Genomic DNA, 12,922 nt, shown 5'->3' on the forward strand with positions numbered 1-12,922 from the left:
CCTCACCACCGCCTACTGTGGCAGATAAATGTCATGAACCCGCTTGACTGTCCCATCCGCGCGAAGCGCTTCAACCGCTTCGCGCAAATCCTCGACCATTTTTGGCGAGCATTGCTTCGAGCAGGCCAGGTATAGATCGGCGCTGCTGCCGACCGGGCTCATGAGCAGTTTGCGCTTGGATACCTTCGGCCAGATGTACCGACTCTCCGGTACACCGTTGAACCACGCATCGATGCGCCCCATCAAGAGCAACTGGGCGGGGTTGTCGCCAATGGCCAGCGGATGGATCTGCTCATCGCTGAACCCTTCTGTGCGCAGGATATCTTCCTGTGCGCTGCCCAGGCCGACGCCGATCTTGCGGTAGGTTTCCTTCGCTTGGGCAAAGCTGCTCACCCGCCGCTCAAGGCTGAAAAAAGCGCGCTCCATGGGCATGATCGAAGCGATCCAGGTGAAGCGATCCTCACGGGTGGGGATGCGCGAAAGGGGCGTGATCAAGTGGTCCTGTTCTTCACTGACATGCTTCTGTGCCCTGGCCCAGGGGAGCACATGGATTTTCACGGCGTATCCGGCCTTGGTCATTGCCGCCACGGCGACATCGCCAACGATTCCGTGGCCCCTGGGGTCGTCGACGAATGTCAGCGGCGGCGCGTCGAGGATATGCAGTTCTATCTCCAAGGGTTCACCGCGTGCATTGTTGACAGCCAACAGCGGTAACAACAGACAAAGCCTGGATAGCGCTCTGGTGGGGGCATTCAAAACGCGTTTGCTCGGGCTCATGATCAATACTTCAGGCATGGAAAGTGGGGCGTCATCCAAAAGGGGGCGCGGAAAACAGCGTCTTGCAGGCCGACGTTTTATGTCATGTAGCGCACCCGAAGCGGGTTTGCCACAGTCGTCTTATCAGCACACGCCAGTCTGTTGCCTTGGCCTGGCTGCGTGTACTTGAAGGTATAGATCATCCGGTCGACAAAAACCTTGAGCCTGCGCATTGGTTTTTGTTTGGGTGCAAAGAGGTGTGATTCATACGGGGGTGGCTCGGGCTTGCTCGGCAATCAACTGCACCAGTATCCCCGCCGGTTCGGTGAGGCTTTGTCGAGGTCGATGGACGAGCCCGACATCACGGTGGAAGGTGTGCTCTGCGAGGTCGAGGGCGCGCACACCCTCTGGCCATTTGCGGTGGGTCGCGGTTTGCGGCACCAAAGCCACACCGACGCCGTTTCCAACCAGTTTGATGATGGCTTCCAGTTCATCCAGCTCGCTGACTTCATGCAAGGCGAAATGCATCTTGCGCAGGAAACGGTCCACCTGCCGGCCACCGAACGACGCCCGGTCATAACGAATGAAGGGTTGGCTGCCAAGCAGTTCGACCCAGTCTTCTCCGGGGAGCGCGCTTGGAACGATCAGGCGATACGGCTCAAGCGCCAGGGTCATCCAGCGCAGATCGCTTTGCAGCGAGAAAGGCGGGCGGATGATGGCGGCCATGTCGATTTCGCCGGCATCCACCTGGTTGATCAACTCCATCGACACGCCAGGCAGCACCCGCGTGCGGCACTGCGGACATTGTTGGTGAAACCTGGCGAGCGCGTCTGGCAGGAAGGAGCGCTGCACCGAAGCGATAGCGCCAATGTTCACCAGCACGCTGGGGGCAAGCCCGGCAGGGCTCGCGCCAAGATTGTCGTAAAGGCGCAACAACTCTTGCGCTTGCAAGAGTATTTGATGGCCCATTCGATTGAGGTGGGCCGTGCGTCCCTTGCGGTCGAAAATCTCGAAGCCAAGCTCGGCCTCCAGGCGCTGGATCTGTGCGCTGACCGCCGCCTGGGTGAGGCCGATTTTATGGCCTGCGGCAGCGAAAGTACCTTCCCGTGCTACGGCGATAAGGGTCTTGAGTTCTTTTATCATTCACAAATATTAATTGTGTTACTGAGAGAAATATATTGTTTTTCTTGTTTGGAACCGAGCCTTACGATGGCCCGGTCCTTATAAAAAGCAACAGGAGCCGTGATGAGCCTTTCCCCATTCCACCTCGCAATCCCTGTTTATGACCTTCCAGGCGCCCGGGCCTTTTATGGCGAAGTGTTTGGGTTGCAAGAGGGGCGTTCCAGTGCCCACTGGGTCGACTTCAACTTCTATGGCCACCAGTTGGTTATCCATGAACAGCCAAAGACCGCTTCCCAAGAGAGCGTGCACAGCAACCCGGTCGATGGGCACGACGTGCCGGTGCCTCACTTCGGCATCATTCTGGGTTGGCAGGAGTGGGAAGCGCTGGCCGAGCGGCTGAAATCCTTTGGCACCGAGTTCGTGATCGAGCCTTACGTACGTTTCAAAGGACAGGTTGGAGAGCAGGCGACGATGTTTCTGTTCGATCCTTGCGGTAATGCGCTGGAATTCAAGGCGTTCAAGGATATGAGCCAGATTTTCGCCAAATAGAAGGAAGGGGCGTGCCGACAGGTTGATAGTGGCTGGCTTGTGACGCTATTACTTAATGGTCACAAGTTGTCAACGATCTTCAGGATGCGTAAGCTGCCTCCATGAACCAGCCCTCAATACCTTCGCCCAGCACCCGCGGCCCCGCCGATCACGACATTCGAAACCAGATTGTCGCGGCGGCCAACGAGCATTTCAGTCAATACGGTTATGGCAAGACCACGGTGTCCGACCTGGCCAAGGCCATCGGGTTCTCCAAGGCCTACATCTACAAGTTCTTCGACTCCAAGCAGGCGATTGGCGAGGCCATCTGCAGCCAGTGCCTGGCAGAAATCGTCGCGGCGGTGGAGCAGGCCATCAGTGAAGACGGGCTTTCAGCGACGGAGCGTTTTCGCCGCCTGGTCAAGGCCCTGATCACCACAGGCGTTAACCTGTTTTTCAATGACCGCAAGCTCTATGACATTGCGGCGTTTTCCGCGTCGGAGCAATGGCCCAGTTCGCAAGTCTATAACGCACGGATCAAGAGCTTCGTGTTGCAAATCGTGCGCGAGGGACGGGAATTGGGCGAGTTCGAACGCAAGACGCCACTGGACGAAACCGTAGACGCGATCCATCTGGCGCTGCGGCCTTTCGTCAATCCGTTGTTGCTGCAGTACAGCCTCGATTACGTCGAGGTTGCCCCCACGCTCACCTGCAACCTGATCTTGCGCAGCCTCATGCCTTGAACTGTGGCTGAAGATTGCACCCAGGCCATTGCAGGCGCTTTACCCATCCGATTCGCCTCCCGCTCCAGCGGCTGATAGTCGCCTTTATTTATCCACTTCGTGACCATTTGCACAAATGGTCATATCTTTGGAATGTCGTTCCCCAGGGTAAAAAGCTGCCTTTGTGCTTGCTCAGACGCCCATGATGCGTGCCATGAGGCCCCAATGAAACCGGCGCGGTGTGGCCCAGGTCAGCACGGTGATTGCCTTGTATCTGATCAACTCAGCGAGCTGCCACCGGCTGGGCTTCAGGGGGCTGCCAGCCACCGCCCAGTGCCTTGAATGCCGCCACCGCCGCCCGTGCCGACTCCATGCGCGCTTGCGCCCGCGCATCGGAGACTTGCAGCAGCGTCGCGTCGGCATTCAGAACATCGATCAGACTGGCCGTGCCTTTCTGATAGGCAATGAATGACGATTGGCGGGCCTGCGTCAGCGAGGTTTCGCCCTGGGTGAGGGTGCTCGCCTGGGATTCTCGATTCACCAGCGCGGAGAAGGCATTCTCGACGTCCTCGGTGGCGCGCAATACGGACTGACGGTAGGCCGCCAGCGCTTCGGCTTCCTGCCCCTTGGCCTGATCGATATGCGCATTGATGCGGCCAAAGTCGAAGAGTCTCCAGCGCAGGCCCAGTGTGCCGGCCGCCTGGCTGGCATCGCCAGTGAAGAGGTTGCCGCCGGAAACCGCTGTGGCACTGCCCAGTAACGCACTGAGGGAAAATTTCGGGTAGTACTCAGCGACGGCTTCGCCGATACGCGCATTGGAGGCGGCAAGACGGCGCTCGGCCACGATCAGGTCGGGCCTGCGGCGCAGCAGATCGGCGGGGGTTCCCATGGCTGTTATCTGTGGCGCCAGAGGGATGCTTCGTCCGTTCGCCAGTTGCGTGCGATGGGTGCCGGGCGGCGTGCCAAGCATGACATCCAGCGCATTCATGGCGGCATCCAGGCCGGTCTGCAGCACGGGCACCGTCGCCTGGACCTGCGACAGGGTGCCCTCGACCTGGTGAACCTGATAGCTGGCCGCAACGCCCTTGCTGTAGAGCAGTTGGGCTTTCTCCAACAGATCCTGCTGCGTCTTGACTTGTTGATTGGCGATGTCCAGCCGTGCCTGCAACCCGCGGGCGCTGATGTAGAGATCGGCGGTCTGCGCGGCAACGACCAGTCGTGTGGCCGCGACGCCAGCCTCGGACGCCTGGTATTGGGCCAATGCGGCCTCGCGTCCACGGCGCAGGCCGCCGAAGAGGTCGATTTCCCAGCTGGCCCCCACGTTAAGTTCGTAGGCGTTGCCGTACCGATCGTATCCAGGCGTCGAGTTCAGCACTTGGCCAAGGGGTGTTTCCACGGATTGGTATGAGCGCGCGGCCTGCCCGCTGATGTTTCCAGAGGGCAATAACGCGGCATTTGCAGCCCCCAGGCCTGCCCGTGCCTGGGTGACGCGGGCCGAAGCCTGGGCCAGGTCCAGGTTCTGCTCAAGTGCCTGGGCAATCAGGTCGCTGAGCACTGGGTCAGCAAAGCCTTCCCACCAGGCGACGAGGCTGGCCGATGTCGCTGCGGACCTCTGCTCGACAGACGCCTGGCCCAGGTAACGATGCGCCAGCGCAGCGTCCGGACGCTGGTAGTCCGGACCGACCGTGCAGCCTGTCATCAAGCTGAAGCTCACCAGCAAAGCAGCGGGGTGGAGGGGCGACATTGAGACTCCTGGAGCCGTGGATGGGTTGTGACCATATTATATTATGGTCACAACCTGTCAATGAGCGCTCATAGGAGTCAGTCGCGCGGTCACCTATGAATTGGCAAGTATTGCTGTGATGAGTGCTCCGTGATGAGTTGTGACGATTGACAGAAATGGTCACTAGATTGAGAATGAGGCTCCTGTCCTATCTGCCCAAAAGGGAACCTATGCTCCGGCTTCGACCTGTCACCTTTGCCGCTTGCTTGTTGCCTCTCGTCCTGACGGCGTGTGGCGACTCATCCACCGCTAAAGATCCACGCACGCTTGCGCCCCTGGTGCGGGTCTCTGAAGTCCAGGGTTCGTCTGATCTCTCGCGATCTTTTACCGGCGTCGTGGCGGCTCGGGTCCAGAGTGATCTGGGCTTTCGGGTAGCGGGCAAGGTGCTTGAGCGCCTGGTCGATAGCGGACAGGTCGTCAAACGCGGCCAGCCGTTGATGCGCCTCGACCCCATCGACCTGGGGCTGCAGGCGCGAGCCCAACAGGAAGCGGTCGCTGCCGCTCGGGCCCGGGCCAAGCAGACCGCCGATGACGAGGCACGCTATCGCGACCTGGTCGCCGCAGGCGCTATTTCCGCATCGGGCTATGACCAGATAAAAGCGGCTGCCGATACTGCCGAGGCACAACTCAGCGCTGCGCAAGCGCAGGCTGACGTCGCCCAGAACGCTTCGGGTTATGCCGTGCTGCTCGCCAATGCCGACGGTGTTGTGATGGAAACGCTTGCCGAGCCCGGGCAAGTCGTCAGCCCCGGGCAAACCGTGGTTCGACTGGCGCGGGCGGGGCAGCGCGAAGCCGTTGTGCAATTGCCCGAGACGCTGCGACCTGCCGCAGGCGCTACCGCACAGGCGACGCGTTATGGCGTCACCACCGGAGCGGTCACCGCGAAGCTGAGGCTGCTTTCGGATTCGGCTGACCGCGTGACGCGTACCTTCGAGGCGCGGTATGTGCTGGAGGGTGCGCTGGCCAATGCGCCGCTGGGTTCGACCGTCACGCTTCGCATCGCCGAAGACAGCGTGCAACGCCAGGCACTGCAAGTGCCGATCGCTGCCGTTTTTGACCCGGGCAACGGCACCGGCGTGTGGGTCATAAAGGGGGAACCGGCGAAAGTCACTTGGCGACCTGTGCACATTCTGAGTTTGAGCGATGACACTGCGCGAGTCGCCGGCAATCTCAATGTTGGCGAGCGTATTGTCGGGCTCGGCGCCCACCTGCTGCGTGAAGGTGAGCAAGTGCGACTGGCTCAACCGGGTGATGTGAAGGTTGCCGGGGGCCGTCAATGAGCCTCAATTTATCGGCACTCGCCGTTCGCGAGCGCTCCATTACCGTGTTCCTGATCTTCCTGATTGCCGTCGCGGGCACCTTGGCGTTCTTCCAGTTGGGGCGTGCCGAGGATCCACCGTTCACGGTCAAGCAGTTGACTGTCATCACCGCATGGCCGGGCGCGACCGCCCAGGAGATGCAGGACCAGGTCGCCGAGCCGCTTGAAAAACGCCTGCAAGAGCTGAAGTGGTACGACCGCACGGACACCTACACCCGTCCCGGCCTGGCGTTCACCATGGTGTCGCTGGTCGATCGCACGCCACCTGCGCAAGTGCAGGAGGAGTTCTATCAGGCGCGCAAAAAGCTCCAGGACGAAGCACTCAAGTTGCCGGCGGGCGTGATTGGGCCGATGGTCAATGATGAATTTTCCGATGTGACGTTCGCGCTGTTCGCCCTGAAAGCCAAAGGCGAGCCGCAGCGCCTGCTGGTACGTGATGCTGAGTCGTTGCGCCAGAGCCTGTTGCACGTGGCGGGCGTGAAGAAGGTCAACATTATCGGTGAGCAGCCCGAGCGGATCTTTGTGTCGTTCTCCCATGATCGACTGGCCACCTTGGGCGTCTCGCCCCAGGATATCTTCGCCGCGCTGAACAATCAGAACGTACTCACGCCCGCTGGCTCGATCGAAACCAACGGGCCACAGGTCGTCCTGCGGGTGGACGGCGCCTTCGATAAATTGGCGAACATTCGTGACACGCCCCTTGTGATTCAAGGCCGCACGCTCAAGCTCTCGGACGTCGCGACAGTCGAGCGTGGATATGAAGACCCGGCCACTTTCCTGGTGCGCAACAATGGCGAAGAGGCCTTGTTGCTGGGGGTCATAATGCGTGAGGGCTGGAACGGCCTGGACCTGGGCAAGGCGCTGGACGCGGAGACCGCCAAGATCAATGAAGGCATGCCACTGGGCATGACGCTGACCAAGGTCACCGATCAAGCCGTGAACATTGACTCGGCCGTCGGTGAGTTCATGGTCAAATTTTTTGTCGCGCTGCTGGTTGTAATGCTCGTTTGCTTTCTCAGCATGGGCTGGCGTGTAGGCGTTGTGGTCGCAGCCGCCGTACCGTTGACACTGGCGATAGTGTTTGTAGTGATGGCGGCCACCGGAAAGAACTTCGACCGGATCACCCTGGGTTCGTTGATCCTGGCACTCGGGCTGCTGGTGGACGACGCGATTATCGCGATCGAAATGATGGTGGTGAAAATGGAGGAGGGCTACGACCGGATCAGAGCCTCCGCCTATGCCTGGAGCCACACCGCCGCACCGATGTTGTCCGGTACGCTGGTAACGGCGATTGGCTTCATGCCCAACGGTTTCGCGCAGTCGACCGCCGGCGAATACACCAGCAACATGTTCTGGATCGTCGGCATTGCCCTGATCGCTTCTTGGGTGGTGGCGGTGGCGTTCACCCCTTACCTGGGGGTGAAGCTGTTGCCGGACATCAAGCAGGTCGAGGGCGGTCACGCGGCAATCTACAACACCCGTCATTACAATCGCTTTCGCCAGGTCCTGACCCGCGTCATCGCGCGCAAGTGGTGGGTGGCCGGCACCGTGGTCGCGACATTTGTCGTGGCGATTCTCGGCATGAGCCTGGTCAAGAAACAGTTCTTTCCGACGTCAGACCGTCCCGAGGTGATGGTCGAGGTGCAGATGCCCTATGGAACCTCCATCGAGCAGACCAGCGCCGCCACTGCCAAGGTCGAGGCCTGGTTGCAGAAACAGGATGAGTCAAAAATCGTCACGGCCTACATCGGCCAAGGCGCGCCACGTTTCTACCTGGCGATGGCGCCGGAACTGCCCGACCCTTCGTTCGCCAAGATCGTGGTGTTGACGCAGAGCCAGGAAGCGCGCGAGGCCCTCAAGTTCCGTCTCCGCGAGGCGGCTGCCGAGGGGCTCGCACCAGAGGCGCGTATCCGTGTGACGCAACTGGTGTTCGGTCCGTATTCGCCATTTCCGGTTGCCTACCGGGTGATGGGGCCTGACCCGTCGAAATTGCGTGAAATCGCAGACCAGGTCCAGAGTGTCATGCAGGCGAGCCCGCTGATGCGGACCGTCAATACCGACTGGGGGGCGCTGACGCCGACGTTGCATTTCAGTCTGGACCAGGATCGTTTGCAGGCGGTGGGGCTGACGTCAAATGCCGTTGCCCAGCAGTTGCAATTCCTGCTCTCGGGGGTACCGATCACGGCGGTTCGCGAGGACATCCGCTCAGTGCAGGTGGTCGGTCGTGCTGCCGGTGATATCCGGCTCGATCCGGCCAGGATCGAGGGGTTTACCCTGGTGGGTGCGGCAGGCCAGCGCATTCCGCTGTCCCAGGTCGCAGAGATTGATGTGCGTATGGAGGAGCCGATCCTGCGGCGACGTGATCGCACGCCAACCATCACCGTGCGCGGTGACATTGCCGAAGACTTGCAGCCGCCAGACGTATCGAGCGCGATCGTCAAGCAACTGCAGCCGATCATCGCCAGCCTCCCTGACGGCTACCGGATCGAGCAGGCCGGGGCCATCGAGGAATCGGGCAAGGCCGGCAAGGCGATCGTGCCGCTGGTGCCGATCATGGTGGCCCTGACGCTGCTGATCATCATCGTGCAGGTGCGTTCGATCTCGGCCATGATCATGGTGTTCCTCACCGCACCGCTGGGCCTGATTGGCGTGGTGCCGACCCTGCTGATCTTCCAGCAGCCGTTTGGGATCAACGCCTTGGTCGGCCTGATCGCACTCTCGGGCATCCTGATGCGCAATACGCTGATCCTGATCGGGCAGATCCATCACAACAAACAGGAAGGACTGGACCCGTTCCATGCGGTCATCGAAGCCACGGTACAACGGGCCCGTCCGGTACTGCTGACGGCGCTGGCGGCCATCCTGGCGTTCATCCCCCTGACACACTCCGTTTTCTGGGGGACGCTGGCCTACACACTGATCGGGGGCACGTTCGTTGGCACCATCATGACGCTGGTGTTCCTGCCAGCGATGTATTCCATCTGGTTCAGGATCCGTCCTGACTATTCAACGCATGCTCAGACCGTTCCGCAGGTTTAAACAAGCGCACTTGTGCTTTTTAGTGACATTGACTGAGATATGAAGAGGTTCCAATGATGACTTCCCAAGGTCAAAAACGCATCGTCGTCACCGGCGTGGGCATTGTCGGCCCGTTGGGCTGTGGCGTCGAAGAAGTCTGGCAACGCCTGCTGGCCGGGCGCTCTGGCATTCGTATCCTGTCTGACGACATTACCGAGGGAACCGGCGTGGCCGTGGGCGGCCAGGTGCCTACGTTGGAAGAGGACGCCATCGCCGGTTACGACCCGGAGCGCATCATTGCGGCCAAGGATCGCAAGAAGATGGATCGCTTCATCGAGTTCGCGCTGGTGGCGGCCGAAGAAGCATTGCAACAGGCAGGTTGGCAACCGACCGATGCCAACGGCCAGGAACGGACGGCGACTCTCATCGCCTCGGGCGTGGGTGGCTTTGGCGCCATTGCCGGTGCCGTACGCACCACCGATGAGCGTGGCCCGCGCCGATTGTCGCCGTTCACGGCACCTGCTTTTCTCGCCAACATGGCCGCGGGGCACGTTTCCATTCGGCACGGTTTCAAAGGGCCTCTGGGCGCGCCGGTAACCGCCTGTGCGGCCGGGGTTCAGGCCATTGGCGACGCGGCCAGGCTCATCCGAAGCGGCGAAGCGGATATCGCCATATGCGGCGGTACGGAAGCGGCGATCGACCGCGTGACCCTGGGTTGCTTTGCTGCCGCCCGCGCACTGTCCACCGGTTTTGCCGAGCGCCCGCAAGAGGCCTCACGGCCCTTTGATCGTGATCGCGACGGCTTTGTCATGGCCGAGGGGGCCGGGTTGCTGGTGATCGAGTCGCTGGAGCACGCCCTCGCTCGTGGCGCCAAGCCCCTGGCGGAGCTGGTGGGTTATGGCACCAGCGCCGATGCCTATCACCTGACGGCGGGCCCGGAGGACGGCAACGGCGCCCGGCGTGCGATGGAACAGGCACTGCGCCAGGCCGCTGTCAGCCCCTCGGACGTGCAACATATCAATGCCCACGCGACGTCCACCCAGGTTGGTGACAGCGGGGAACTGGCGGCTGTTCGCTCGGTGTTCGGCACGGACTCCGGTGTGGCGATTACCTCCACCAAGTCGGCCACCGGGCATCTTCTGGGGGCAGCTGGTGGTATCGAGGCTATTTTTACGGTGTTGGCGCTTCGGGACCAGATTGTCCCGCCTACCCTGAACCTGGCTCATCCTGACGAGGCTGCTGCGGGGCTTGATCTGGTTGGCCTGAAGGCCAGGAAAATGCCGATTACCCATGCGCTTTCCAATGGATTTGGGTTCGGTGGGGTCAATGCCAGCGTGTTGTTTCGTCGTTGGGTACCGTAGGCTTGAACAGCTGATCTTCGATTTCGAGCATGGTTTTCATGAGTGGATTTTCGGCAGGGTATATATCCGTTGCTGCGGTAACGAATAGCTTAAGCACCTGCCGATAATACTTGCATCACGCTCATATTGTGCCCCGAGGCATTGGCACCTTGCGCCAATGCCTCGTCAAGTCAGCGTCACAGCATACGGCGCAAAACATCGCTTCGAGGGTCCCGGTCAAAGAACCGGTGCTTGAGGGCGCCGGCAATATGCACCAGGATCAGACCGAGCAGGGTGTAGGCGAGCACCTTATGCAGCCATTGGAAGACAACGAACCAGTCGTCATTTTTCCCAAGGAGCTCCGGAAGGTTTATCCCGAAAAAGAACACCCCGTCACTCATCGTGTAGGTGCTCGACATCGAATAGCCCATCAACGGCACGATCACCAGAAGTGCATACAAGGTGCGGTGCGCAAGCCTTGAGGAAACTCGCTCATACCGTGCCAGCGTCTGCGGCGGTTGCGGCAGCCTGGGGGTGCGCACGCGCAGGGTGATCTGAATCAGGGCCAGCAGAAACGCCAGTACCCCGAAGGATTTGTGCCACGGGTAATAGAGTTCATATTTGCTCGCCACTTCATCATCGAGCCCAGTCATGTGCCAGCCTGCCCAGAGGAGGCCGGCGATGAGCACGGCGCGCACCCAGTGCAACATACGCAGGGACGTCGGATACCGATCAATTATTGTTTGATTTACCGGATTCATCGCGGTCTCTCCATCGATCATCAAGGCATCGCAAATGCACGTTTGAACGGCCACCCTCCACGACACAGGGGCTTGGAGGGTGGTCCGGCCAGTGCGGTTTTTTGTTCTCAGCTAGGTAGTAGTACGGTGATGACTTTCTCCTCGGTATAGGCCAACGCGCCGCCAAATCCGCCTTCACGGCCAACGCCGCTGGCCTTGACGCCGCCCCAGGGCAGGTTGGCGTCCAGCGGGCTCCAGCAGTTGATGCCCACGGCACCGGCCTTGACCGCCGCGGCTACGCGGTGCGCTCGCACCAGGTCGCTGGTCCAGACCGTGGCCGCCAGGCCGTAGTTGGAATCGTTGGCCAGTGCGACCGCCTCATCTTCGCTGTCGAACGTGATCACCGTGCCGACGGGGCCGAAGATCTCGTCCCGGGCGATCGCCATGTCATTGCGGGCATTGGCGAAGATCGTCGGCTGGACGAACCAGCCCCGCTCAGGGTTCGACACACCGCCGGCCAACAGGGTGGCACCTTGGTCGATGCCCAATTGGATGTAACGGTTGACGCGATCCAATTGCGCTTTCTTGGCCACCGGTCCCATCTGTACGCCGGGTTGGCGAGGGTCGCCGACCTTGACGGCTCGCGCGGCATCGGCAAGCGCCGCGGCGAAGCGATCAGCGATGTTGCGTTGGACCAGGATGCGTGAGCCCGCCGCGCAGATCTGTCCCTGGTTGGCGAACAGGCCCAGTGAGCAGCCGAACAACGCGTCCTCGAACGAAGCGTCGTCGAAGACAATCTGCGGGCTCTTGCCGCCCAGCTCCAAGGCCACGTGCTTGAAAAGTACGCCGGCGGTGCGCTGGATTTCGCGTCCGGCCTCGGGGCTGCCGGTGAAGCTGATCTTGGCGACGTGCGGGTGCTCGCACAGGGCGCGTCCCACCTCGTTGCCGTAGCCGGTGACCACGTTGATCACCCCATCGGGGAAGCCCGCTTCCTGAGCCAGCGCCGCCAGGTGCAGGGCCGACTGCGGCGTTTCTTCCGAGGGCTTGATGACCACGGTGCAGCCGGCTGCCAGCAAAGCGGCGAGCTTCCAGACTGTGATCATCAGCGGCGAGTTCCAGGGGACGATGGCACCGACCACGCCCACCGGCTCCCGGACCGTGTACGAGAGGGCCTTGGTGCCGAAGTAGCCGCTGGTGGGAATGGTGCGGCCTTCCAGCTGATTGGCCCAGCCGGCGGCGGCGCGCAGGTTGGCGATGGCGTTGGGTACGTCCAGCCGGCGCGGTTCGATCGGTGAGCGACCGATGGCATTGGCGTCCAGGTCCGCCAGCACGTCGGTGTCGCGCTCCACCAGGTCCGCCAGCTTCGACAACAGTCGGCCACGCTGGGCACCGTCGAGCTGGCTCCAGGCGCCACGCTCAAGTTGGGTGAGTGCCGCTGCTACGGCGCGGTCCACGTCCTCGGCCGTGCCGCGCGCGGAGCTGCCGTAGATCTGTTCTGTCACGGGGTCGACCAGTGTCATGCGACGGCCGTCGGAGGCCTCGAAGGACGCGCCTTCAATGAAGTGGTTCAGCTGTTGAGTCATTTTGCAGTCCCT

The 12,922-nt window shown here is 61.2% G+C and carries 10 protein-coding genes; 5 read left to right on the top strand and 5 right to left on the bottom strand.

Translation table 11 applies throughout. From position 1 onward, the window contains the following. Window positions 1-12 precede the first annotated feature (12 nt). Window positions 13-777: a substrate-binding periplasmic protein gene (locus GFU70_RS12985; RefSeq protein WP_116643769.1), complete on the bottom strand. Its 765-nt coding sequence runs from the start codon at window positions 775-777 to the stop codon at window positions 13-15. Between the two features lie 243 nt (window positions 778-1,020). Next, window positions 1,021-1,899 carry a LysR substrate-binding domain-containing protein gene (locus GFU70_RS12990; protein ID WP_058545855.1) on the bottom strand — a complete coding sequence of 293 codons (879 nt, stop codon included), beginning with the start codon at window positions 1,897-1,899 and terminating at the stop codon, window positions 1,021-1,023. Window positions 1,900-2,001: 102 nt separating this feature from the next. Between GFU70_RS12990 and GFU70_RS12995 the strand changes: the two genes are divergently transcribed. Both GFU70_RS12995 and GFU70_RS13000 read left to right on the top strand, forming a co-directional pair. After that, window positions 2,002-2,427: a VOC family protein gene (locus GFU70_RS12995; RefSeq protein ID WP_058545856.1), complete on the top strand. Its 426-nt coding sequence runs from the start codon at window positions 2,002-2,004 to the stop codon at window positions 2,425-2,427. Between the two features lie 101 nt (window positions 2,428-2,528). Then, on the top strand, window positions 2,529-3,149 hold the full coding sequence (locus GFU70_RS13000; protein WP_003202289.1) for a TetR/AcrR family transcriptional regulator: 621 nt from the start codon (window positions 2,529-2,531) through the stop codon (window positions 3,147-3,149). A gap of 262 nt (window positions 3,150-3,411) precedes the next feature. Here GFU70_RS13000 and GFU70_RS13005 read toward each other — a convergent pair whose 3' ends face one another. Beyond that, window positions 3,412-4,872 carry an efflux transporter outer membrane subunit gene (locus GFU70_RS13005; protein WP_153388159.1) on the bottom strand — a complete coding sequence of 487 codons (1,461 nt, stop codon included), beginning with the start codon at window positions 4,870-4,872 and terminating at the stop codon, window positions 3,412-3,414. A gap of 209 nt (window positions 4,873-5,081) precedes the next feature. Here GFU70_RS13005 and GFU70_RS13010 point away from each other — a divergent pair, with 209 nt between their 5' ends. Genes GFU70_RS13010 through fabF form a run of 3 tightly spaced genes read left to right on the top strand, consistent with a single transcriptional unit; the run spans window position 5,082 to window position 10,608 of the window. Further along, the gene (locus GFU70_RS13010) at window positions 5,082-6,191 is read left to right on the top strand and encodes an efflux RND transporter periplasmic adaptor subunit (protein WP_153388160.1); all 1,110 of its coding nucleotides are present in this window, start codon (window positions 5,082-5,084) and stop codon (window positions 6,189-6,191) included. Next, on the top strand, window positions 6,188-9,268 hold the full coding sequence (locus GFU70_RS13015) for an efflux RND transporter permease subunit (RefSeq protein WP_153388161.1): 3,081 nt from the start codon (window positions 6,188-6,190) through the stop codon (window positions 9,266-9,268). The genes GFU70_RS13010 and GFU70_RS13015 overlap by 4 nt, the downstream gene beginning before the upstream one ends. Before the next feature lie 53 nt (window positions 9,269-9,321). Then, entirely contained in the window at window positions 9,322-10,608 is a 1,287-nt protein-coding gene (gene fabF / locus GFU70_RS13020) for a beta-ketoacyl-ACP synthase II (RefSeq protein WP_058545860.1), read from the top strand. Window positions 10,609-10,784: 176 nt separating this feature from the next. Here fabF and GFU70_RS13025 read toward each other — a convergent pair whose 3' ends face one another. Together GFU70_RS13025 and GFU70_RS13030 are read right to left on the bottom strand one after the other, a co-directional pair. Further along, window positions 10,785-11,348 (bottom strand): cytochrome b, encoded by a 564-nt coding sequence (locus GFU70_RS13025; RefSeq protein WP_058545861.1) that lies wholly within the window; start codon window positions 11,346-11,348, stop codon window positions 10,785-10,787. A 107-nt stretch (window positions 11,349-11,455) separates the two neighbouring features. Further along, the gene (locus GFU70_RS13030; RefSeq protein WP_153388162.1) at window positions 11,456-12,910 is read right to left on the bottom strand and encodes an aldehyde dehydrogenase family protein; all 1,455 of its coding nucleotides are present in this window, start codon (window positions 12,908-12,910) and stop codon (window positions 11,456-11,458) included. Window positions 12,911-12,922 lie beyond the last annotated feature (12 nt).

This window comes from Pseudomonas brassicacearum, assembly GCF_009601685.2.
GTDB classification, from domain to species: domain Bacteria; phylum Pseudomonadota; class Gammaproteobacteria; order Pseudomonadales; family Pseudomonadaceae; genus Aquipseudomonas; species Aquipseudomonas kilonensis_B.

Bases quoted from the DNA above. Each gene is read 5' to 3' on its own strand.
- GFU70_RS12985 (WP_116643769.1), bottom strand. From the start codon at position 777: ATGAGCCCGAGCAAACGCGTTTTGAATGCCCCCACCAGAGCGCTATCC.
- GFU70_RS12990 (WP_058545855.1), bottom strand. From the start codon at position 1,899: ATGATAAAAGAACTCAAGACCCTTATCGCCGTAGCACGGGAAGGTACT.
- GFU70_RS12995 (WP_058545856.1), top strand. From the start codon at position 2,002: ATGAGCCTTTCCCCATTCCACCTCGCAATCCCTGTTTATGACCTTCCA.
- GFU70_RS13000 (WP_003202289.1), top strand. From the start codon at position 2,529: ATGAACCAGCCCTCAATACCTTCGCCCAGCACCCGCGGCCCCGCCGAT.
- GFU70_RS13005 (WP_153388159.1), bottom strand. From the start codon at position 4,872: ATGTCGCCCCTCCACCCCGCTGCTTTGCTGGTGAGCTTCAGCTTGATG.
- GFU70_RS13010 (WP_153388160.1), top strand. From the start codon at position 5,082: ATGCTCCGGCTTCGACCTGTCACCTTTGCCGCTTGCTTGTTGCCTCTC.
- GFU70_RS13015 (WP_153388161.1), top strand. From the start codon at position 6,188: ATGAGCCTCAATTTATCGGCACTCGCCGTTCGCGAGCGCTCCATTACC.
- fabF (WP_058545860.1), top strand. From the start codon at position 9,322: ATGATGACTTCCCAAGGTCAAAAACGCATCGTCGTCACCGGCGTGGGC.
- GFU70_RS13025 (WP_058545861.1), bottom strand. From the start codon at position 11,348: ATGAATCCGGTAAATCAAACAATAATTGATCGGTATCCGACGTCCCTG.
- GFU70_RS13030 (WP_153388162.1), bottom strand. From the start codon at position 12,910: ATGACTCAACAGCTGAACCACTTCATTGAAGGCGCGTCCTTCGAGGCC.